Source organism: Campylobacter sp. DY7, from assembly GCF_057802535.1.
In genome coordinates, this window is sequence record NZ_JBYJAU010000001.1 from 257,183 (window position 1) to 279,283 (window position 22,101).

21 protein-coding genes are annotated in these 22,101 nt (G+C 26.5%); 14 read left to right on the plus strand and 7 right to left on the minus strand.

The annotated features are described in order from the left end of the window. Positions 1-12 precede the first annotated feature (12 nt). Genes AC1B00_RS01230 through ppa form a run of 7 tightly spaced genes read left to right on the plus strand, consistent with a single transcriptional unit; the run spans position 13 to position 6,429 of the window. Positions 13-1,197: a capsular polysaccharide export protein, LipB/KpsS family gene (locus tag AC1B00_RS01230; RefSeq protein WP_488847742.1), complete on the plus strand. Its 1,185-nt coding sequence runs from the start codon at positions 13-15 to the stop codon at positions 1,195-1,197. 2 nt (positions 1,198-1,199) lie between these two features. Then, positions 1,200-1,961: a capsule polysaccharide transporter KpsM gene (kpsM, locus tag AC1B00_RS01235; protein WP_488847743.1), complete on the plus strand. Its 762-nt coding sequence runs from the start codon at positions 1,200-1,202 to the stop codon at positions 1,959-1,961. Beyond that, on the plus strand, positions 1,958-2,620 hold the full coding sequence (locus tag AC1B00_RS01240) for an ABC transporter ATP-binding protein (RefSeq protein WP_488847745.1): 663 nt from the start codon (positions 1,958-1,960) through the stop codon (positions 2,618-2,620). Before kpsM ends, AC1B00_RS01240 begins: the two co-directional genes overlap by 4 nt. Next, complete coding sequence (locus AC1B00_RS01245) at positions 2,620-3,708, plus strand: KpsE/RkpR family capsule polysaccharide export protein (RefSeq protein ID WP_488847746.1); 1,089 nt, start codon at positions 2,620-2,622, stop codon at positions 3,706-3,708. Before AC1B00_RS01240 ends, AC1B00_RS01245 begins: the two co-directional genes overlap by 1 nt. Then, positions 3,708-5,318 carry a polysaccharide biosynthesis/export family protein gene (locus AC1B00_RS01250; RefSeq protein WP_488847747.1) on the plus strand — a complete coding sequence of 537 codons (1,611 nt, stop codon included), beginning with the start codon at positions 3,708-3,710 and terminating at the stop codon, positions 5,316-5,318. The genes AC1B00_RS01245 and AC1B00_RS01250 overlap by 1 nt, the downstream gene beginning before the upstream one ends. A gap of 19 nt (positions 5,319-5,337) precedes the next feature. Then, complete coding sequence (locus tag AC1B00_RS01255; RefSeq protein ID WP_488847749.1) at positions 5,338-5,904, plus strand: adenylate kinase; 567 nt, start codon at positions 5,338-5,340, stop codon at positions 5,902-5,904. Positions 5,905-5,913: 9 nt separating this feature from the next. Next, positions 5,914-6,429, plus strand: coding sequence for an inorganic diphosphatase (gene ppa, locus AC1B00_RS01260; protein WP_488847751.1), 516 nt, complete (start codon positions 5,914-5,916; stop codon positions 6,427-6,429). Positions 6,430-6,908: 479 nt separating this feature from the next. Here ppa and AC1B00_RS01265 read toward each other — a convergent pair whose 3' ends face one another. Genes AC1B00_RS01265 through AC1B00_RS01290 form a run of 6 tightly spaced genes read right to left on the minus strand, consistent with a single transcriptional unit; the run spans position 6,909 to position 14,431 of the window. Then, positions 6,909-7,325, minus strand: a complete 417-nt coding sequence (locus AC1B00_RS01265) for a flagellar FliJ family protein (protein WP_488847752.1) — start codon at positions 7,323-7,325, stop codon at positions 6,909-6,911. Further along, entirely contained in the window at positions 7,322-8,572 is a 1,251-nt protein-coding gene (locus tag AC1B00_RS01270; protein WP_488847753.1) for an adenylosuccinate synthase, read from the minus strand. The genes AC1B00_RS01265 and AC1B00_RS01270 overlap by 4 nt, the downstream gene beginning before the upstream one ends. Beyond that, positions 8,565-10,973, minus strand: a complete 2,409-nt coding sequence (locus AC1B00_RS01275) for a hypothetical protein (protein ID WP_336612023.1) — start codon at positions 10,971-10,973, stop codon at positions 8,565-8,567. Before AC1B00_RS01275 ends, AC1B00_RS01270 begins: the two co-directional genes overlap by 8 nt. After that, positions 10,966-13,230 carry an efflux RND transporter permease subunit gene (locus AC1B00_RS01280; RefSeq protein ID WP_488847755.1) on the minus strand — a complete coding sequence of 755 codons (2,265 nt, stop codon included), beginning with the start codon at positions 13,228-13,230 and terminating at the stop codon, positions 10,966-10,968. The genes AC1B00_RS01275 and AC1B00_RS01280 overlap by 8 nt, the downstream gene beginning before the upstream one ends. Beyond that, positions 13,227-13,769, minus strand: a complete 543-nt coding sequence (locus tag AC1B00_RS01285) for an ABC transporter substrate-binding protein (protein WP_488847756.1) — start codon at positions 13,767-13,769, stop codon at positions 13,227-13,229. The genes AC1B00_RS01280 and AC1B00_RS01285 overlap by 4 nt, the downstream gene beginning before the upstream one ends. Then, positions 13,766-14,431, minus strand: coding sequence for an MlaA family lipoprotein (locus AC1B00_RS01290; RefSeq protein ID WP_488847757.1), 666 nt, complete (start codon positions 14,429-14,431; stop codon positions 13,766-13,768). Before AC1B00_RS01290 ends, AC1B00_RS01285 begins: the two co-directional genes overlap by 4 nt. Before the next feature lie 59 nt (positions 14,432-14,490). Here AC1B00_RS01290 and AC1B00_RS01295 point away from each other — a divergent pair, with 59 nt between their 5' ends. The 5 genes from AC1B00_RS01295 (at position 14,491) to AC1B00_RS01315 (ending at position 19,612) form a co-directional block, all read left to right on the plus strand. After that, a complete protein-coding gene (locus AC1B00_RS01295; protein ID WP_488847758.1) occupies positions 14,491-15,186 on the plus strand; it encodes a molybdenum-dependent transcriptional regulator in 696 nt (231 codons plus the stop codon). A 113-nt stretch (positions 15,187-15,299) separates the two neighbouring features. Beyond that, positions 15,300-16,469 carry a 2-C-methyl-D-erythritol 2,4-cyclodiphosphate synthase gene (gene ispF / locus AC1B00_RS01300; RefSeq protein WP_488847759.1) on the plus strand — a complete coding sequence of 390 codons (1,170 nt, stop codon included), beginning with the start codon at positions 15,300-15,302 and terminating at the stop codon, positions 16,467-16,469. Next, a complete protein-coding gene (locus AC1B00_RS01305) occupies positions 16,450-17,316 on the plus strand; it encodes a response regulator (protein ID WP_488847761.1) in 867 nt (288 codons plus the stop codon). The genes ispF and AC1B00_RS01305 overlap by 20 nt, the downstream gene beginning before the upstream one ends. Continuing rightward, positions 17,297-18,463: a sulfate adenylyltransferase gene (locus tag AC1B00_RS01310; protein ID WP_488847762.1), complete on the plus strand. Its 1,167-nt coding sequence runs from the start codon at positions 17,297-17,299 to the stop codon at positions 18,461-18,463. The genes AC1B00_RS01305 and AC1B00_RS01310 overlap by 20 nt, the downstream gene beginning before the upstream one ends. Positions 18,464-18,472: 9 nt before the next feature. After that, the gene (locus AC1B00_RS01315) at positions 18,473-19,612 is read left to right on the plus strand and encodes a tetrahydrodipicolinate N-succinyltransferase N-terminal domain-containing protein (RefSeq protein ID WP_488847764.1); all 1,140 of its coding nucleotides are present in this window, start codon (positions 18,473-18,475) and stop codon (positions 19,610-19,612) included. Here AC1B00_RS01315 and AC1B00_RS01320 read toward each other — a convergent pair. Next, positions 19,604-19,999, minus strand: coding sequence for a trehalose-6-phosphate synthase (locus AC1B00_RS01320; RefSeq protein WP_239816908.1), 396 nt, complete (start codon positions 19,997-19,999; stop codon positions 19,604-19,606). The two genes, AC1B00_RS01315 and AC1B00_RS01320, sit on opposite strands and share 9 nt — an antisense overlap. Before the next feature lie 66 nt (positions 20,000-20,065). Here AC1B00_RS01320 and AC1B00_RS01325 point away from each other — a divergent pair, with 66 nt between their 5' ends. Beyond that, on the plus strand, positions 20,066-20,893 hold the full coding sequence (locus AC1B00_RS01325) for a prephenate dehydrogenase (protein ID WP_239816909.1): 828 nt from the start codon (positions 20,066-20,068) through the stop codon (positions 20,891-20,893). A gap of 168 nt (positions 20,894-21,061) precedes the next feature. Beyond that, on the plus strand, positions 21,062-22,101 hold a 1,040-nt coding region (locus AC1B00_RS01330), incomplete at its 3' end, for a cache domain-containing protein (RefSeq protein ID WP_488847765.1).

Consider the following 22,101-nt stretch of genomic DNA (forward strand, 5'->3'; position numbering starts at 1 on the left):
TGAAAAGTTAGTATGAATATAGATAGTTTAATTAATAAATTTAATAATGAGAATATTTTATTTTTACAAGGTCCAATAGGGCCTTTTTTTAAGCGATTTAGCAAATGCCTAGCTAAAAACAATAAAATTTATAAGATTAATTTTACTGCGGGAGACTTTGCATTCTATCCATCTAAATATAATTATAAAGACAATTTAAGTAATCTAAAATCTTACTTAGATAATTTTTATAAAACCAACAACATAACCTGTATTGTATTATTTGGAGATACTCGTCCAATTCATGAAATTGCAATCAATCTAGCAAAAAAACAAGATATTAAAATCTACGTATTTGAAGAAGGCTATTTAAGACCAAATTACATAACCTGTGAACTAAACGGTGTAAATGCAAACTCTCTAATGAGTAAAAATAAAAATGATTATAAACAATTAAATATATATAAAGAAAACTCAAAATTATTTAAATCAAGCTTTAATATAATGGCATTATATGCCTTAATTTATTATACTTTTAGCATAATATTTGCCTGTTTTTACAATAATAAAAACTATCATAGACCATTAAATATAATGGAACTTTTTAGATGGTTTAGGCATTTTTACAGAAAAGCAAAATATTATTTTAAAGAAAAAAATGTAGATAATTTAGCTAAAAAATATCATAAAAAATACTTTTTAGCAGTTCTTCAAGTTCATAATGATAGTCAAATAAGAAAACATTTCAAAGACAAAGGTATGAAAAAATTCATAGTAAAAACTATAAAATCTTTTGCTAAAAGTAAATCAAAAAGCGTTTTAATCTTTAAACATCATCCACTAGATATCGCATACACTGATTATACAAACATTATAAATGAACTTACAAAAAGACTAGGAATAAGTGATAAGGTATTTTATATACATCGTGGGCATTTGCCAACTTTATTAAGAAATGCAAAAGGCTGTATTTGTATAAATAGCACGGTTGGAATGCAAGCGCTTTATCATAATTGTCCTACTATAGCTTTAGGAAATGCAATTTATGATATAGATACACTTGTTTATAAAAAATCTCTTGATAGCTTTTGGCAAAACGCACATAATTTTGTAAGTGATTATGATTTATACCTGAAATTTCAAGGATATTTATTAAAAAACAATCAATATAATGCAAACTTTTACTTAAATTTCAAAGAATTTGAAATAGGAAATTAAAAATGTGGCATATAATAAACGCCCTTATTTTAAGGGAGCTTAAAACTAGATTTGGTAAAAATGAAACCTTAGGATATATTTGGGTTATATTTGAACCTATGATGCATGTTTTATTTATGCTAATAATTTTTACAATGATTAGGGATAGAGTTTTGCCACAAGTTCCATTTTCACTATTTTTAATATCAGGAATGGTTCCATTTTTTATGTTTAGAAATATTGTTAATTTTATAATGAATGGAATTGATGCAAATAGAAGTTTATTTACATATAAACCAGTTCGCCCTATACATGTTTTCTTAGCAAGAGCATTGCTTGAAGGGATTTTATATTTTATAATCTTTTGCATTCTTATGATAACTACAGGATTTTTTATAAACTACAATATAATTCCTTTTAATATAGTTTATGCTCTTTTAATTTTTATATGGCTTATCGTAATAGCATTTGCATTAGGACTTTTGCTTGCAGTTGCTTTTTACGGCAAAGATACAATTAAAAATATCATAGGCTATGCGCTTACAATGATGTATTTTGGCTCTGCTATTATGTTTCCTTTATGGATAGTGCCAAATAAAATGATTGATTTTCTAGCTTATAATCCAATTTTACATATAATTGAGCTCTTTAAAGAAAATTATTTTGAAACCTACCCTGTTGTAGCTCAAATAAATATTGAATATCCTTTGCTTTGTACCTTGGTATTATTATTCTTTAGCCTTGGAATGTATTATAAAAGAAGAGTGGAGCTAGGAACTGCATGATTAAGCTTGAAAATATTACAAAATACTTTGTTTTAAATAATAAAAAAAGGCACTATATTTTCAAAGATTTGAATTTCACTTTTCCTGATAATTGTTCTATCGGACTAATGGGTAAAAATGGAGCAGGAAAATCTACTATGCTTAGGATTTTAGGTGGTCTTGATATTCCTAATCGTGGAAAAGTTATAGTAGATAAAAGCATTTCATGGCCAGTTGGCTTTGCAGGTGGATTTCAAGGAAGTTTGAGTGCAAGAGATAATATTAAATTTATTGCTCGTGTTTATGGATATAAGGGTGAAGCATTAAAAGAAAAAATAGAATATGTAAAAGAATTTGCCGAGCTTGGAGATTATTTTGATGAACCAATTAAAAGCTATTCATCAGGTATGAGAAGTAGAATTTCCTTTGGTCTTAGTATGGCATTTGATTTTGACTACTATCTCATAGATGAAGCAGGTGCGGTTGGTGATCCATCTTTTAGAGCAAAAAGTCGTGCAATATATGAAGAAAAACTCTCAAAATCTAAAGTAATAATGGTTTCACATGATATTAACGAAATAAAAACTTGGTGTGATAAAATAGTTTTCTTAGAAAATGGAACAGCCACAATCTACGATGATGTAGAAGAAGGTATTAATAAATATAAAGAAAGTTGCTAATGAAAAAAAGAATTATAAAATTTATTACAAGCTTTAAGATAATTTTACTTTTGAGCTTAATTTCACTAATTTACTTTGCTTTTTTAGCAAGCCCTAGATATGAAAGCACGGCAATATTAGGAGTAAAATCAACAAGTACTTCAACCGATACTTCAAGCCTAATTCCAATAATAGGACTTACAAGCTCATCTAAAGAAGATTTAATGTATCTTAAAGAATATATCAATTCATACGATATGCTAACAATTTTACAAAAAGATATCGATATTAAATCTATGTATAAAGGTAAAATTGATTATGAATTATTACTTAAAGACCTTGATATAAAAGAAGATTTTTTAAAATACTATCAAAGCAGAATAAAAATAGTTTATGATGATTTAACTGGACTTTTAAGCGTTAGTGTAAGTGCATTTAATCCAGAAGATGCTAAAAAAATAGCCGATACTATTTTAAAAGAAAGCGAAAATTTCATAAATGAAATATCACACAAAATAGCAAGAGAACAAATGAATTTTGCCAAAGAAGAATTAGAAAAAGCTAGCCTTGAATTAAGTAATATTCAAAAAGAAATAAATGAATTTCAGAATTCAAATTCTATGCTTGATCCAATAACTCAAGCAAAAACTCAATCAGCAATAAAAACTCAAATAGAAGAAAAAATAATAGCAAAAGAAGTAGAATTAGCTACGCTAAATAGCTATCTTAATGCAAATACTCCACAAGTTAAAGCTTTAAAATCAGAAATAAACGCACTAAAAGCACAGCTAAAAAAAGAAAGTGATAAATTGACTTCAAAAGATAAAAACGATAAATTAAATTACTTGGCAATTGATTTTAGCAATCTTAGCTTTAAATTAAAGTTTGCTGAAGATGCTTACAAATTAGCCTTAGCATCTTATGAAAAATCAAGGTTAGAAGCTAACAAGAAATTAAAACAAGTAATTATAATTTCATCTCCTATATTATCAGAAATTGCAGTATATCCTAATGTAATTTATGATGTATTTTCAGTGTTTTTTATATTAACACTAATTTTTGGAATTATTAAATTTACATATTCAATTATTGAGGAGCATAGATATTAATGAAAAAAATATTTTCTATATTATTTATAAGTTTATGTTTATTTGCAGTAGATGTTTCAAATCTTGCAGATACTAAAGAAACAAATGTAGAAGTTAAAGCAGAATCAAATACTTTTGGAGCTCATTTATTTTCAGGTAATTTTAAACAATTTAGTAAGCATATTTATAATCCTGATTATAAAATTGCAATAGGAGATGTTATAAATATCAAGCTTTGGGGAGCAGTAGAGCTACAGCAAAAATCAAGTGTTGATTCTCAAGGAAATATTTTTATACCTCAAGTTGGGGTTATACATTTATTAGGCATTAGCAATAAAGACTTAGTAAATGTTATACAAAATAAAGTAAAACAAACTTATAAATCAAATGTTTATTCATACGCTGATATGGATACATATCAAAATATTTCAGTTTTTGTTACAGGAAATGTAAATAAGCCAGGACTTTATGAAGGGCTTAGTTCTGATTCTTTAATTCAATATATAGATAAAGCAAGTGGAATTAATCTTGAATATGGAAGCTTTAGAAATATTGAGATTTTAAGAAATAATAAACTAGTTAAAAAAATAGACTTATATGATTTCTTGCTAAATGGAAAACTTGATTATTCTATGTTTAAAAATGGAGATGTAATCTTAGTTCATCAAATAAATGGCTATGTAAGTGTAAGCGGTGATGTTTTAAAGCCATATAGATTTGAACTTGGAGTTAATCTAAAAACCTTACAAGATTTAGCAGTATTAGCAAATGCTAAACCTACTGCAACAAACGCTATTATTAAAAGCTATGATGAAAACAATAAACTTCATATAAACGCTTACAAAAAAAGTGAATTTAATGAAGTTTTAGTAAAAAATGCAGATGAAATCGAGTTTAGACCTGATTATACAGCTGATAAAATTAATATAAAAATAGAAGGCGAGCACAATAGCTTACATTCATTAGTTATTGATAAAGGAACTACATTACAACAAGCACTTGATCTTTTAAATATTAACGATTTATCTAATATAAAAGCAGTTCAAATTTATAGAAAAAGTGTAGCAAGCTTACAAAAAAAGCTAATTGAAGCACAACTTAAAGAATTAGAAACTCTAGCTCTTACAACAACTTCAGCAACTTCTGAAGAAGCAAAAATTAGAGATAATTGGGCTACAAATATCTTAAAATTTATTGAAAGAGCAAGAAATGTTGAACCAAAAGGTCAAATAGTAATAGATGATGAGAAATTATATTCATCTATCGTACTTGAAAACGATGATGTTATAAATATTCCAAGTAAAAATAATCTAGTAGTTATTCAAGGCGAAGTTGCCTTACCAGGTGCTTTTGTTCATCAAGAAAAACTTAAAGTTAAAGATTATTTAAAAATGGCAGGAGATATAAACTCAAGAGCTGATAAAAAAAGAGTATTGTTAATACATGCAAATGGTAAAGCTGATAAAATTAGCTTAAGCTCATTTAGCTCTGATAAAAATTCTAAAGTTTATGAAGGTGATTCGATATTAGTTTTACCTAAAGTTGAAACTTATAATCTACAAGTTACAAGCGTAATTAGTCAAATCTTGTATCAAATCGCAGTAGCGACAAAAGTTATTTTAGATATTTAATTTTACGAAAGGAAAAAATATGAAAAAATTATTTTTAATAATAGGTGCACCAGGTAGTGGAAAAACTACTGATGCTAGTATTATCGCAAAAAATGAAAATTACACTCACTATTCAACAGGCGATTTATTAAGAGCTGAAGTTGCAAGCGGAAGTGAATTAGGTAAGCAAATTAATGAATTAATTTCAAAAGGAAATTTAGTTCCATTAAAAATAGTAGTAAATACAATTATGAGTGCTCTTAAAAAAGCTCCTAGCGATGTTATTTTAATCGATGGCTATCCTAGAAGTGTAGAACAAATGCATGCTTTAGATGAGCAATTAGCTAGCTCAAACGAAGTAAGTTTAAGTGCAGTTATAGAAGTATATGTAAGCGAACAAGTAGCAAAAGATAGAGTTTTAGGTCGTGCAAGAGGCGCTGATGATAATGAAGAAGTATTTTATAATCGTATGAAGGTTTATACCGAGCCTTTAGCTGATATTTTAGATTTTTATAAAGCAAAAAATCTTCATACTCAAATAAACGGCGAAAGAACAATCGAAGAAATTGTTGCTGATATGAGCAAAGAAATCAAAAATAGAATTTAAGGAGTAAAAATGGATATTACAAAAATTAAAAGTGGAAATGCAGAGAAATTAAACGCAGTTATAGAGATTCCTTATGGATCAAACATTAAGTATGAATTAGATAAGGAAAGCGGGGCAATCATGGTTGATAGAGTTATGTATTCAGCTATGTTTTATCCAGCAAACTATGGATTCGTTCCAAATACACTTGCAGCAGATGGCGATCCTGTTGATGTGCTAGTATTGAATGAATACCCAGTTCAAGCAGGAGCAGTGATTCCTTGCAGATTAATTGGTGTTTTAATTATGGAAGATGAAAGCGGTATGGATGAAAAATTACTTGCAGTTCCTGTAAGTAAGATTGATCCAAGCTATGATAACATTAAATCTTTAGATGATTTAGCACCACACAAATTAGCAAAAATTAAAAACTTCTTTGAAACCTACAAAGCATTAGAAAAAGGCAAATGGGTAAAAGTTCAAGATTTTAAAGGTATAAAAGAAGCTACTAAAATACTTGAAGAATCAATCAAAAACTACAAATAATCTAAGCAGCTATTTAGCTGCTTATTAAAATCAATTTCCTAATTCAAATTCCATTAACTTTATTTATAAATAAACAATAAAGATAAAATACTGCAATTATTAAATTTAATGATTTTATTAACCTAACAAAATATTTTAAAAGGTTTAAACAATAGGATATATTAAAGTAGCCAATAAAATGCTACTTTTATATTTAAAACGATTTTAGATAGCTTTTTGTTAATTTAAAAGCATATTTTATAAACTCGCCCGACTAGATTTTTTAAACTTTTTAAAAATTCGCCGCCCCCACCGAAAGGAAAAAATTTTATTTTTTAGGTTTTTTATCTTTAAAAATAGATGTTTTCGCCGATTTTTGCTAGGTTTTTAGACAATTTTTAGGGTTTTTAGCATATTTTAATATAATTTCAAATACAAGAATATTTTTAATATAACTAAAGAAAATTTTACATTTAACAAAAAGAATTTGAATTCGGAATTTAATTATTACTTTGTGAATTAGCAAAAAATCTCATTGTAGCAATCTCGTCTAATTCTAAAGCTTGTTTTTTCTCTAAAGCTTTTTTCTTTTGCTTTAATTCTTCTTCGTATAAATATTTGATTTTTTCATAATCAAGAGAAGCTCTTTTGTAAAGATGATTATAATGGCTTATTTCTTTATCGCAAAGGCTTAATTTTTCTTTTAACTGACTTTGTTTTAGAAGATTAACTTGTATAAAATCATTTACTAAAACCATTTCATTTAGAGTTGTTGGCTCTTTTAATTTATTTATCTCGTTTTTTACTAGTTCTAATTCGTTTTCTACTGATTTTTTTCTAAGTTTTGCTTTATTTAAATCAAGCTCTGCATTTTGCAGAGCCTGTTTTTTGACATTTAAAATTTGCTTGAATTTCATAAAATGATAGTATCTTCACGCTCAGGAGAAGTTGAAATCATTTTAATTTTTACGCCTACTAATTCTTCAATTTTAGCAATATATTTCTTTGCATTTGCAGGTAAATCATCGTATCTTCTAATACCATAAATCTTACCAAACCCATCAACGCTTTCATAAATAGGCTTTACATTTTCTAAATCAGCTGGAACATAATCAATAATTTCTCCATTATATTCGTAAGCTTTACAAATCTTAATGCTATCAAAATTCTCTAAAACATCTAACTTCATTAAAGCAAGTTCGCTTAAGCCATTTAATCTAGCTGTGTATCTTACTGCTACTGCATCAAACCATCCGCAGCGTCTTTTTCTACCTGTGCTAACTCCGATTTCTTTGCCTATTTCGCCAATTCTTTCGCCTTGCTCTGTTTTATCTTCTGTTGGAAATGGCCCATGCCCTACTCTTGTAGTATAGGCTTTTACAATTCCTATTGATCTACCAGCTTCATATGGACTAAGTCCTAAACCGCTTAAAGCACCTGCTGCAATTGTAGTTGAGCTAGTTACATACGGATATGTTCCATGGTCAATATCTAATAAACTTCCTTGAGCACCTTCAAGTAATACTTTTTTATCTTCATCTAAAGCCTTCCAAATAAGTCTTGTAGTATCACAAATATAAGGAGCTAGCATTTCTTTATAACGCTTTAAGTTTGCTAAAAGCTCATTTGCATCAGGAGCACTAACTCCTAAAGCATCTAAATAAGGTTTATTCATTACAAAATCTTTTAATATTGCATTGCATAATTTCTCAGGCTCTAAAAGCTCGCATACTCTATGACCACTTCTTGAAATTTTATCAGCATAGCAAGGTCCAATTCCTTTACCTGTCGTTCCTATTGCATTATCGCCTTTGAATTTTTCTTTTGCTATATCTATTTGCGCGTGATAATTTAAATTAAGGTGAGCTCTATCGCTAATAAACAATCTACCTTCTAAATTATCAAATTGTGCCATTTCTGTAATTAAAACTTCAGGATTTAAAACAACACCATTTCCTATAACATTCTTACAACGCTCATGTAAAATACCACTAGGTAATAAATGTAACGCATAGCGAACACCATCAACCCAAATAGTATGACCAGCATTGTGCCCGCCTGCACTTCTGCAAACAAAATCATAATTAGCACATAGCTTATCTACAACTTTACCTTTACCTTCGTCGCCCCATTGAATACCAACTAAAATATCAGCTTTACTCATAAATGTCTCCTATAAAAATATTATATCCGTTTTCGTATTTTTGCATAATTCTATCTCTATTCTTTTGCTTGATTAATTCTACTAATTCTCTCATATAATTTACTTTTATTTCTAATTCTTCATTAGTAATATTAATTTTATTTAAATTACTTAAAAACTTATCATAATTTAAATTATCAAAAGACTCATTATTATTTATTCTTCCACCAATAACTTTGTAATAATAATCACAATATAAGCTATCAAGATTATTTATATTCTTGTCTTTACAAAATAATATAAAATTATCTAATTCTGCTAAATCATATTCTTTTTTAAAAATTAAACAATATATATTATCACCTGTTGAATTTTTTGTAACTACATAGCTTAATTTGCACGAATGAAGTATGTTATTAATATCTTTTAAATAAACAATATCTTTTAATGTGCTTGTTTTACCTTCTTGCATATTTCTTGCAATTTGCTCGTAATTTTTAGCTATCATATCACTTAAATATAGTTGATGGTTTGTATTTGCTAATCCAAGCAATGCTCTTAGTTCTTTATTAGCATTTAAACATTTAAAGTCTTTATCAAATATACCTATAATTGAATTTGTTTGCTTGTATATATCGCTAAATGATATAGGCTCTCTTACTTCATCATCTAATAAATCTTGTCTTAATAATGCTAAATGAGCTATGATATTTAAAAATTTTGATTGTTTATTATCATAATTATAATCTTTTGAAATATTAAAACTTGCTTTAAATTCTGCATATCTTCCATTATTTTGTCTTAAATACAATACTTGTTCAATCACTCTTGAATAATTTGAAAAACTATTATCTTTTAAGTTTTTAAGTTTTATTAAAAATTCTAAATAAGACTGATAGCTTCTTTCATGTAAAAGGTCTTTAAAATAAACAACACTAGATGCTGAATATCCTAAAATCCTATCTATATTCTTGCTACAATTTCTAAATTTTAATTTTCCACCCTTTAAAGTAAAATTCATAGTAATAATAAAACTTTTTTCCAAAGCTTCATATTGAGATTTAATAACTTCGTAACTTTTACTAACCATATTAGTATCTAAAATCATCAAAATATCATAACAAAATCTCTCAGATCTCATTACGAAAGGATATATTTTAACTTCCTTAAAATCTTCTCCATTTACATAATGCTCTGTTTGTATATAAAAACCTTGATTTTTAATAGAGTTTTGCATATTGTTCGCAAAATTAATAGGATCAGTAGTTAAGTCTTTTTGCTCTTTTTTACCTAGCATATATAAATTAAGCTTAGACATACTTGTAATTTTTTGATTATAAAAATCTAATGCCGATTGATTTGCTTTAAAAATCTTTCCCGTAAAAGCGTCAATCATAAGCATAGGAATGGTGCTTTTACTAAACATAGAACTTAAACGCTGTTCTAATTCTCTATATTCTTTTTTAATATCCTTATATTCTAATACTGAAAATGCAGTTTGTTTTTGTAAATCTATTAAATCCGAACCTTCAATTAATTCAAAATTTTGAAACTCATCAATATCACTTGCACCTTGCAATTCATAACAATACTTAACTTGCTTAACCAAACCTTTTCTAATTAGCATAAAATCAAGATATGAATTCCAAAAATACATTACTAAAATAATAAGCAAAAACGCACTTATTATAAAATAATAATTCAAGTATTCAGATATAGAAATAAAACTTCTTACATTAAATCCACTATATTCTACTTCTTTTATAATATTTGAAAAGTTCCTATCTGTTTGATAAACACCTGATAAGTACCAATAATAATTAAACTCATTTATATTTTCAAGTAAAGCTAATTTTGATACATCACTTGAATATAAAACATTTCCAAAAGAATCTACTAAAATATAATCCGTATTAAACTTATTTACACTTTTTAATAAATCAAATAATTCTAATTTTGCAACTAAAAATGTATATTTACTATTTTCTAATTTCTTAGCAAAATAAATGCTAGCTTTTTGGTCTTTTGTAACTATTAATTCACTTACATAAGTTGATTTATCAAATAATTTTTTTGAGTTAATTTCAATAAACTTTTTAAGCGGATCATTTGAATCAATACTAACTTTATCAATAACTTCACCTGCATCATTTAAATAATAAAATGCCGAAAAAGTATTTAAATCAAGTTTTTTTAAACTTGGATTGATTTCAAGTGCTTTAGAATATAAATCAAGTCTTATTTGATGCTGTTTAATAGAGTTTTGAATACTATGTGAAATCAGCTTATTATTATCAGTTAATTTATCATTTATCGTTGTAAAATTGACATATAAACTAAAAAATAAAACTAAAACTAATAGAATAAAAGTAATAAAAAAATTCTTTCTTAATAACCAAATAATATTATTAAACTTAAGCACTTAAATCCTTCTTTGATAATTCATTTTTAAAATATCCCTTAAAATATAAGCTTATAATAAGTGATGGTAATAAAAATAAAGAACCGCATAATAATAAAATCATAACTAAAACAGTCAGTAAGCCAAAATAAATTGTAGGGGTAAAATTTGAACTCATCATCAAACAAAACCCTAAAACAATAGTGCAAGTCGTATAATATAAAGCCGAACCTATACTTTGATGGCTTGCAATTATTGCTTCATTTAAAGGCTTTCTTTTAATTTCTTCTTTAAATCTATGAACATAATGAATAATATCATCAACTCCTATTCCTATTGAAATAGCAGCTATTGTAATACTCATCAAATCAAGGCTTAGCCCACTAAATGCAATTATCGCAAATAGTAGTGAGATAGGAATTAAATTAGCAATTATTCCTATGATGCTAAATCTTATATTTCTAAAAATTATTAAAAATAATGCAAATAAACTTAATATAACAAAATTAAGAGTATCTACTTGTGAGCTAATCAAAGAACTTAGCATATTGTTATAAAGAACCATTACTCCACTTATTTGAAGATTAATATTATCATCTTGAGTAAGTTTTGCTAGATTAGTTTTTAAATCACTTAAGAATTTAGCTCTTTTTAGCGTTTTATCGCTATCAATCATTCTAATTCCTATTCTAAATTCTTTTGTTTTTTCATTGTAATATGGATAAATTATTTGAGCTTTTGTACTTTCATCAAGGTTATTTTGTAATATATTTAATAAAAATCCATCTATATCTTTTCCTTTATTTATTGTCTTAGCAAAGTCAAGTAAAGAATAAAGACTTAAAACACTTCCAACATATTCTTGCTCTTTTAAGAAATTATGAACTTTTTTTAATACTTCAACCTTTGAAGGAGTTAAATAATACTTATCGTTATCTTCTAAAAACTCAGCAAATTCATCTTCTTCTTTTTCATCTTCATCGTTAAATTTAATAATCACATCTAAAGGCAGAGTTCCACCTAATTTTTCATCAATTAATAAAAGACCTTTTTTAATGTCGCTACTATCTTTAAAATAATTTACGAAGCTATTTTCAGCACTTAACTTAGGTATAGAAATACTAGCAAAAATTATGATAATTAAGCATACAAAATAAACGATTTTTCTATGATAAATCGCAGTTTTAGCACAAAACAATAAGATTTTTGGCTCTTTTGCAAAATATACATTTTTAAAATCTTTTTTTGCTAACAATAAATAAGGTAAAAACAAGTAGCATAAAAACAAGCTTACACTTATTCCTATACTCATCATAACACCTAGCTCGCTAATTGGCTTAATCCCTGAAAATACAAGGCTTAAAAATCCGACAACGGTTGTTAAAATTGCAAAAAAACTAGGCTTTGCTTTAGCTAATAAAGTATGTCTTACATTGGTAGTTCTATCATTATATTTATTGTAATTTAAAAGCTCTGAAAAATGTGATAATAAATGCACAATTACTGAAATAGTTATTATTAAAACTAAAGCTACATAATTACTTGAAATAACCGTAATGTTATATCCTATTAAAGCTAAAATTCCCGTTGTGCTAAATAAAGATATTAAACATATAAACATACATATAAAAACAAAATAAAAACTTCTAAAAAATATAAAAATAGCCAACGATAATAATACAAAAAGCCCTATTCCATAAACATATAAATCTGATTTAACATAAGCTATCATATCACTTGCTATTACGCTCATTCCACCTAAAATCAAATCATTTTCATTTGCAAAATCTTTAAGAGTTTTTATAAGCTCATCGGGGTTATTAGCAAATATTAAAAAATCAGCTACTAAAAAATCTTTACTTACTAAATTACCTAAATAAAATTCATTTTTGCTAATTTCTTCTTTTGCTTTAACTAAGTTTGCTCCATCATTTATGCTTTTTTCATCGCTTAAAAATAAAGGTGCATTTAATATACTAAGGGTTGATTTTATACCTTTGATTTTAAGTAGTTTTTTTTCTATTTCTTGGAGTTTTGCTATGTCGTTAAAAACATCTTTGTCGCTTTTATATGCTAATACTAAAAAATCTTGAGAACCAAAAGTCTTAATACTTTCATTAAATAGCTTTAAATCTTTATCATCTTCTAAAAAAAAGCTTGTAGATTTTGCTTCTACTTGAATTTTTGTTGAATAATATGATAACCCTAAGCATATAGCAAGAGTTATCATAAAAATAATTTTTGAATATTTTATAAGAAAGGATATTACTTTATTCATTTAAGTTTTTCAAATAAAGCATTAATTCCGCTCTGTTTTATAATATCTAAAAACTGAGCTCTATAACTTGTAATTAAACTAGTATTAAGTATATCAATATCGTATAATTTGCACTCATTTGCAACTTTTCTAAACTTAAATACCATTTCTTTTGTTTGTTCTTCGTAATCTACTTTCATATTAGCTTGGCATTTCTTATCATCAATATTTGTGCTAACTAATTCTAAGCTACTGCCTTTTACTAAATCAATCTTACTTGAAAAATCCTTTTTTAATCTCTCAATAAAAATAACCTTAAATTCTGCTAATTTTTCAGCACTTAATTCGTTAGCATATTTTGATAAAACTAATTTTGTCATTAAATCTATATCTAAATTATCTTTTAATAATTCAAATAAATCTTGACTTTTATTTACACTTTCACTTTTAAAAATACCTTGGATTTTACCAACATCTACTGCAATATCTTCTTTAAAGGTATCTAATTTATAAGCATATAAACTGGCAATACTTAAAGCTACAATTAGTAATTTTTTCATTCTAATTCCTTCCTATTTTTCTCGTAAAAATCTCTTATTGTTATATAAGGATTTACACTTTTATAAGCTTCATTAATCAACAAATAATTATTACTTGTTTTATCAACAAGTCCTAAAGTTGAAACGCTAATACTAGCATTATTAGTTAAATAAAGACTAGGCTTTAGTGCATAATCAAAAGGTAAAGCAAAAGCATCCCTTACATTTGATGGTCCTAAGAATGGCAATACAATATGCTCTCCAGCAGGTACTCCCCATCTAGCAAGCATTAGACCAAAATCACTTTCTTTTTCATATTTATAAGGTCTTAAAATCCCACCAAAACCTAAAATTGTATTTCCTAAAAAAGTTCCTAATTCAGCAGTTCCTGCTTTAAATTCCCCACTAAAATATAAACTAATAAATCTTAAAGGCGCTCCTAAATTATGGAAAAAATTATTAACACCTTTTTTTACAATAGGTGGAGTTATAGCATTATAAATATTACTAAGTGGTCTTAAGCTCATATTATAAACAGCGTAATTAAAATCTGTCATAAAACGATTATATGAGTAAAATTTATCAACTCTTTCATTTTGTTCAAATTCAGCCTCAAAATCATCAAAATCATTAGCATTTAAAGAAGCAAATACTAAGAATATAAAAAATATTTTTTTAATCATAATTACTCACTATTTAGTATTTTTGGCAAATAATAACAAAAAACAATTAAGAAAAAAATATGAAAATTAATCTAGAAATCGAATTTATTTTAAATGAAAATATCAAAATTACAAAAAAACATATTATGCTTTTAAAACAAATTGAAATTGATAAAAGCATAAGCAAGGCAGCCAAAAATATTGGAATTTCATATAAAAATGCTTGGGATAGCCTTGATGAAATAAATAAAGCTTCTAAAATGCCTTTATTTTTAAATAATTCAAGAAAACAAGGCTCAGTTTTAAGCGAATTTGCTAAAGAAATATTAAATAAATATGATGAATTTTGTATTTTCAAAAATAAATTAAATGATGATTTTAATCTCAAAACTTCAGCTCAAAACAAACTAAAAGCACAAATAAAAGAAATCAAAAATAATAAAAATTATATAAATCTAGTATGCCAAATAGAACAAGATTTAATCAATGTAAATATTTCAATAAACGCTCTTAAGGATTTGGATTTAAAAGTATTTGATGAAATATATTTAATTTTTAAAATAAATTTTATAGAGCTTGAGCAAGACGGCGAAAATGGATTTTATGCAATAATAAAAGAAATAAATGAAGTTGATGATTTTGTATATTTTACTTTAGAATTTAATAAACAATATCTAAAAGCCTTAGCACATAAGAAAAAACTAAACAAAACTTATTTTATAAATGACAAAATCCTATTTCAAATTCCAGCAAAAAAAATAATCGTATCCTTATAAATGTTACTATATGTAACAAATATATAAAGTAAAATTAAAAAATGTTACATTTTAGATAAGTTTTAATTTTATTTTGTTAAAAAATAACTCAAAATTAAATTTTAAGGATGATTATGCTTGATACAACGCTAATTTTATTAGCTGCTGGAAATTCTACTAGATTTGGCTTAGCTTGTAAAAAACAAAATCTTTATATAAACAAAGAACCTTTATGGCTTTATCTTGCAAGAACTTATGAAAAATTAGCAAATTTTTCAAAAATTATAATAGTTTGTGATGAAGTTAAGTTTTATGAATTAAAAGAGCCAAAATATACCTATGTAAAAGGTGGTAAAGAAAGATTTGAAAGCATTGAAAATGCCTTAGAATTAGTAAAAAGCGAATATGTATTAATTACAGATGTTGCAAGGGCTTATGTTAGTAAAAAAGTTTTAAATGAGTTATTTTTACACGCAAAAGATTATGATAATGTATTTCCTGCAATTAAAGTTGTTGATACTATTTATAACGAAGAAAAGCAATGTTACTTAAATAGAAATGAATTAAAGCTAGTTCAAACCCCACAAATTAGCAAAACAAAATCTTTAAAAACTGCTAATTTAAAAAACTTCACAGATGAAAGCTCAGCAATTCTAGCAAATAATGGCAAAATTAAATGTGTTCTAGGTGATGAATTAAGCTTTAAATTAACTAATAAAAGTGATTTAAAAAAATTAAAATTACTAAATCTAGCAAGTGCTAGTAAAGAAACTTTCGTAGGATTTGGATATGATGTGCATGAGTTTTGCCATTCAAATGTAGGTCATAAATTAAACGATGATAATAAAAATAATGAATTAATATTAGCAGGAGTAAAAATTAGCGATGATTTTGCTCTTAAAGCACATTCAGATGGAGATATTGTAGCTCACGCATTAACTGATGCAATATTAGGTGCATGTGGTTTAGGAGATATAGGAGAAGCTTTTAGTCCCGATGATGATACTTATCACAATGCTAATTCTATGCAATTACTAAAAATAGCTTATGAAAAATGCAAAGCTTATGGTTATGAATTAATTAATGCGGATATTACAATTTGTGCTGAAAAGCCAAAGCTTTTAAAATACAAACAAGAAATGTTAAGGAATTTGAATTCGGAATTAGGCATTACAAATATTAATATAAAAGCAACAACCACTGAAAAACTAGGATTTGTAGGACGATGCGAAGGAATTAGTGTAAGTGCTGTTGTAAATATGAAACTATTTGATTGGAGCGAATATGAAGATATTAATAGTTGAAAATGAAATTTATTTAGCTCAAAGCATTGCTTTAAAGCTTAATGATGCAGGTTATGTTTGCGAAGTTGCAAATGAATTTAAAGATATAAAAAACAAATATTATGATGTTATTTTGCTATCTACAAACATAGAAAATTTTATAAAAGTTATTCAAAACCACAAAAATAGCGTAATTTTACTGCTAGTTTCTTATGTTAGCAGTGATACTGTTAGTATGCCTATTGAAGCAGGGGCTTATGATTATATTCAAAAGCCTTTTATGATAGAAGAGTTAATTAGAAAAATTAATTATTTTTATAATTACAATAAATTAAAATCACAAAATATAGCTTTGAGTGGATATATAAAATCAATAATTGATTCAAAAATACACGCAGCTAAAAAAATGGTTTTTCCAACCTTAATTAAAACAAATAAACAAATATTAGCAGATAGCTATGTGTTTAACTATGCTTTTTCACATAATATAAATATTCATTTTACTGATTTAAGCAGTTCTTTTAATCTTAATAATTTATTAGTAGGCGATAGAGATATTAGATATTTTACTAATTTTCAAGTATTAAAAGGCTCAAAATTAGAGCAAATCTTAAAGCTTAGCAAGGGTCAAAATTTTATATTCCATACAAACGGAAATACAGATGTTGAAGGCTTTAATATAATTGAGCTAGAAGATAACGAAAACACCTTAGCTTTAGGTGAGATTTTAACGGTTGATGATTATATTAAAAACGTGATTTTAAACTGGCAAAAAAGCTACTCAGATACAGAACTTAGCAAAAAAATAGGAATTAGCAGAAAATCACTTTGGGAAAAAAGGAGAAAATATGGAATTAATAAAAAATAAAATAAAAGAAATAAATATAAGCGAAAAAGAACTAAGTATATTAAGCTTAATTGAGATTAATTCCTTTAATACAAATGGGTTTTTACCAAATAAAGAAGAAGTATTTAAAGCCTTCAATACAAACACAATAAGCGAAAATATCTCAACCTGTACCCTAGCCTTTTCTCCTAGTTTTGAGCTAAACTCAAATCTAAATAATTGTGTATTTGATAAAGAAGTTTCGCTTAAATTAAATGATAAAATAGTAGGTAAAATCACAAAAGCATGCACCTTTGAAAACGATAAAGCTTATACAAGTATTTTTAACGCTAATACTTGCAAAATAGGCGATGAATTAAACCCTTGTTTATCAGGTAAAATTGAAATATTTGATAATGAATTTAAAAAAGTAAAACTTGCATTGAATAAAAAAATAGCAAAAGATAATGCCAAAAAAATCACAGCATTATTACTTAACGCAGATCCGATTACAAGAGCTCATGAAAGAATGCTAAGATGGACTATTGATAAAGCTGATTTAGTAATTATTTTTGTCGTTGAAGGATATGATTCAAATTCTTTAAATTATGAAGCTAAAAGAGAATGCTTTGAGTATTACGCCAAAAATTTCTTGCCACTTGAAAGAATTTTTCCAGTTTATTTAAAAAATATTGATTTATTTAGCCCTTATCTTGACCCAAATTACGAATGTTTATTAGCTAGTTCATTTGGTGCAAATAAGCTTGTAATAGGACAAAATCATCAAGGTTTAGGCTTATTTTATGATAATAATTTAGCTCACACAGCAATTGATGAACTTTCTCGCAAAAGCGGACTTGAATTAATTGTCTTACCTGAGTTTGTATTCTGCAATAAATGTAATGTTATGGTAAGCACAAAATCTTGCCCACATGGAGCACATCATCACATAAAATACCGCTCTTCAATGATTAGAGAAATGCTTCATTCAGGACTTATTCCACCAACCGTTTTAGTAAGAAAAGAAATATCAGCTAAATTATTAGCACATTTACATCCTAATAGATTTAAAAATGTTCAAATGATTTATGATGGATTGTTTCCAAGCAATGGTATTATTGAGAAACGAAGTGATGAAGACCTTTATAAAGAGCTAATTACTTTATATCAAACAAGTTATATGATTTAAGGAGTATTTATGAATAATTTTAATAGTTTTTGCGAAAGCGTTCAAAATGAAAAAGATTTTTTCAAACCACTTGCATTTGCAATAGGTGTTGGATATTTTTCACAGCTAAATAAAGAGCTAATTTATATAGATTTTGCAAATATTAATTATCTACAAAATTATGGGACTTTTAGTGTATTTTTTAAAGAATTAAACCTTGCAAAATACAAAGATGAAAGCGAATTTGTTTTAGAACTTACAAAAGATAATTTAGAAAAAATATTAAAGCATTTTGAATGTTTTAATAATGATGGCAAAAAACACGAAAATATAATAACTTTAAAATCAGCTTTAGAAAATATAAATCAAGAAAAATTTTTCTTAGTAGCTATAAATAAAGACGAAGCTCCTAAAAGTATGCCAAGTGTATATTTAAAATTGCATTTATTATCAAGACAATTCGTTAAACCTAGAGAGCTTAATTTAAACGGAGCGTTTGGCTTGCTTAAAAATCTTGCATGGAGTGGAAATATTCCTTATGATTTAGAATATTTAAGAGAAAATGAAGCAAAATTAAAATTTAGCAAAACCTATCCTATCATAGATTTTGTAGATAAATTCCCAAGATTTTTACAAAGTATAATTCCAGCAGATAATACAAGAATACTTGATACTTCAAAAGTAAGATTAGGAGCACATCTTGCGAATGGAACTACAATTATGCCAGGTGCAAGTTATGTGAATTTTAATGCTGGAACTCTAGGTTCAGTTATGTGCGAAGGAAGAATTTCAAGCTCTGCAATAGTTGGAGCAGGAAGTGATGTTGGCGGTGGTGCAAGTATTTTAGGAGTATTAAGTGGCACAGATGGAACTCCTATTAGCGTTGGTAAAAGTTGCTTATTAGGTGCAAATAGTGTTACAGGAATTGTTTTAGGCGATGATTGTGTAATAGATGCAGGAATAGCGATATTAGCAGGTAGTAAAGTTGAATTATTATTATGTGATAATCTTAAGAATGCAAATCCTAATTTTGATTTTTCAAAAAATATTTATAAAGCAAAAGAGCTTTCAGGTCTAAATGCTTTACACTTTAGATTAAACTCAACAAATGGAAAACTTCAAGTAGGATTTAATAAAAAAGCTATAAAGCTAAACAAAGACCTACATTAAAAGTAGTTTTGCCAATAAAACTATCAAAAAACATAAAACCAAAGCTATTAAATGAGAGTGTTTTACCAAAAAATGCTCTCTATTATTTTTAAACTTTACATAATAAATACTAAGAATAGTTATTAAAAACATAAAAATAATTAAAGATATTTTAAGTATAAAAGCAATCTTATTTACGAATTCAAATTCTTTAAAAGCTAAGATAATTCCGCTTACAATAAGTATTAAAAAACTTATAGCATAAATAATTCCTGAGCTTTTAAAATAAGCTTTTTTAATCTCTATGTTATTTTTAATATTACTTAAAAAAATTGCATCAAAAAACACATATCCAACAAAAATAATAGCTGTAAATAAATGAGAAAAAATCACTATAAAATCAAACATAAAACTCCTTTTTTTAAAAAAATATTATATTATTTACTCTATAAAAATCTTAATTAAGGATAAGTTATGAAAGCAGTTGTTATAGGTTTAGGTCTTATAGGTGGCTCACTAGCACTAAATTTAATGAAAAATAAATTTATAAGCGGAGTTTATGGCATTGATTTAAACAAAGAGCATGAAAAAGAAGCATTAAGGCTTAATTTAGTTCATGAAATAATTGAGTTTAAAGATATTAAGACTTGTGATTTAATCTTTTTATGTGTTCCTGTTGGTGCGATTATTGAAATAATAAAGCAATTAAAAGATATTCCTAAAACAACTACTATTATTGAATTTGGAAGCACAAAAGAAAGCATACAAAACGCAATTAATGATGAATTAAAAGAGCAATTTATACTAGCTCATCCTATGGCAGGAACTGAACATAATGGCCCAAGTGCTGCTAAAATTGATTTGTTTAAAAACGCAGTTTGTGTTCTATGCAATACCGAACATACAAGCGTATTTCATCAACATAGAACCATAGAATTATTAAGTAATATCGGAATGAAAATTACTTTTATGAATGCAAGCGCACACGATCATCATAGTGCAATCATCTCTCATCTTCCGCATGTTATAAGCTTTTCTTTAGCAAATTATGTGCTTGATTGTGAAGATAAGAAAAACATTTTACACCTAGCAGGTGGTTCATTTGCTGATATGAGTAGGATTGCAAAAAGTAGCCCAGCAATGTGGGAAAGTGTATTTAAAGAAAATAAAGCAAATGTTTTAAATGCTTTAGATGGATTTATAAGTGAGCTAAATGAGTTTAAAGAAATGATGAATAATAATGATTTTGAAAAATTAAATGAATGGCTTAAGAATGCAAATAAATTAAAAGAAATTTTATAAAATTATTTATATATTAAAACATTAAATTAATTAAAAATAGAAAAATAAACAATTTTCCTTAAACGCTAATTTGCCTTTATACTAGGCAAATTAAAATTTCTTATGCGTTAAATATTATGAAAATCTTTAATTGTAACATTAATGTATTTTTTTAAAAAGGGGAAGTTTATGAGACTAACAAACAAAATTCCAGCATTAATTGCTATACCACTTGTAATTTGCTTTGTAATTTTATGTTTTGTGAATTATTCTAGTTCAAGGAATGATTCTTTAGCTTATACGAACAAAGCAAAGGAAAATGGCTTAAATGCCGCAATGCTTTATGTTGATTCATACTTTAATACAAGAATGAATTTTATTGACAAATTAGCACCTAATTTAGCTAATAAGATTAGCGAAAATAATTCTGATGAAAATATTTACGATTTGCTTAAAAGCAATCTAGGTATTTCAGGATTTTCAGCTTTATTTATAGGTCTTGAAGAAAATGGTAAGTTTTATTACATAAGCCTTAATGATGAGCCTTATATAGTAAAAACTCAAGATGCTAGAGGTCGTGGTTGGTATAAAGACGCTGTTAGAGAAAAGAAAGTGTATTTAGGTAGCGAAGTATATCCTGATGAAAGATTAAAAGAAAAAGTTGTAACAATATCAGCACCAATTACAAAAAATGGAAAAGTAATAGGAGTAATCGGTGGAGATATGGCATTTAAAGAACTTAAAAACAATGTTTTAACACTACATTTTTCTGATACAAATACAATTTTTGCTTACAACAAAAATCTTGAGTTTGTAATGCATCCAAACGAAGAATTAGAGCTTAAAAAAGATGATGTTATAAGAATTATTGATGGAAAATTAAAGGATAATAAATCAGTAGTTTATAGTTTTAAAGGTGACGAAAAGGCTGCAGTTTGCACCGATTCAAAAACAATAGGCTGGAAGTTTTGTAGTACAAACCTAACAAGTGATTTAAGCACTACTCTTAATTCACTTTTAATGCAAAATATAACTTTATTTTTTGTAACTTTAGTGATTATTTTGCTATTTTTATTCTTCCTAATCAAACACTCTCTACGCCCACTAGATATAATCCAACAAGGTCTTAAAGAAGTATTTAGTTTAGTAAATCACGAAACCAAACACGCAAGTAAAATAAACCTAAACTCTAAAGACGAATTCGGAGCAATGGCAAGAGCTATTAATGA

Coding starts and splice junctions, on each gene's coding strand:
- AC1B00_RS01250 (WP_488847747.1), top strand. CDS start 3,708: ATGAAAAAAATATTTTCTATATTATTTATAAGTTTATGTTTATTTGCA.
- AC1B00_RS01310 (WP_488847762.1), top strand. CDS start 17,297: ATGGAATTAATAAAAAATAAAATAAAAGAAATAAATATAAGCGAAAAA.
- AC1B00_RS01295 (WP_488847758.1), top strand. CDS start 14,491: ATGAAAATTAATCTAGAAATCGAATTTATTTTAAATGAAAATATCAAA.
- AC1B00_RS01315 (WP_488847764.1), top strand. CDS start 18,473: ATGAATAATTTTAATAGTTTTTGCGAAAGCGTTCAAAATGAAAAAGAT.
- AC1B00_RS01280 (WP_488847755.1), bottom strand. CDS start 13,230: ATGAATAAAGTAATATCCTTTCTTATAAAATATTCAAAAATTATTTTT.
- AC1B00_RS01290 (WP_488847757.1), bottom strand. CDS start 14,431: ATGATTAAAAAAATATTTTTTATATTCTTAGTATTTGCTTCTTTAAAT.
- AC1B00_RS01255 (WP_488847749.1), top strand. CDS start 5,338: ATGAAAAAATTATTTTTAATAATAGGTGCACCAGGTAGTGGAAAAACT.
- ppa (WP_488847751.1), top strand. CDS start 5,914: ATGGATATTACAAAAATTAAAAGTGGAAATGCAGAGAAATTAAACGCA.
- ispF (WP_488847759.1), top strand. CDS start 15,300: ATGCTTGATACAACGCTAATTTTATTAGCTGCTGGAAATTCTACTAGA.
- AC1B00_RS01245 (WP_488847746.1), top strand. CDS start 2,620: ATGAAAAAAAGAATTATAAAATTTATTACAAGCTTTAAGATAATTTTA.
- AC1B00_RS01305 (WP_488847761.1), top strand. CDS start 16,450: ATGAAGATATTAATAGTTGAAAATGAAATTTATTTAGCTCAAAGCATT.
- AC1B00_RS01285 (WP_488847756.1), bottom strand. CDS start 13,769: ATGAAAAAATTACTAATTGTAGCTTTAAGTATTGCCAGTTTATATGCT.
- AC1B00_RS01265 (WP_488847752.1), bottom strand. CDS start 7,325: ATGAAATTCAAGCAAATTTTAAATGTCAAAAAACAGGCTCTGCAAAAT.
- AC1B00_RS01240 (WP_488847745.1), top strand. CDS start 1,958: ATGATTAAGCTTGAAAATATTACAAAATACTTTGTTTTAAATAATAAA.
- AC1B00_RS01325 (WP_239816909.1), top strand. CDS start 20,066: ATGAAAGCAGTTGTTATAGGTTTAGGTCTTATAGGTGGCTCACTAGCA.
- AC1B00_RS01320 (WP_239816908.1), bottom strand. CDS start 19,999: ATGTTTGATTTTATAGTGATTTTTTCTCATTTATTTACAGCTATTATT.
- AC1B00_RS01270 (WP_488847753.1), bottom strand. CDS start 8,572: ATGAGTAAAGCTGATATTTTAGTTGGTATTCAATGGGGCGACGAAGGT.
- AC1B00_RS01230 (WP_488847742.1), top strand. CDS start 13: ATGAATATAGATAGTTTAATTAATAAATTTAATAATGAGAATATTTTA.
- kpsM (WP_488847743.1), top strand. CDS start 1,200: ATGTGGCATATAATAAACGCCCTTATTTTAAGGGAGCTTAAAACTAGA.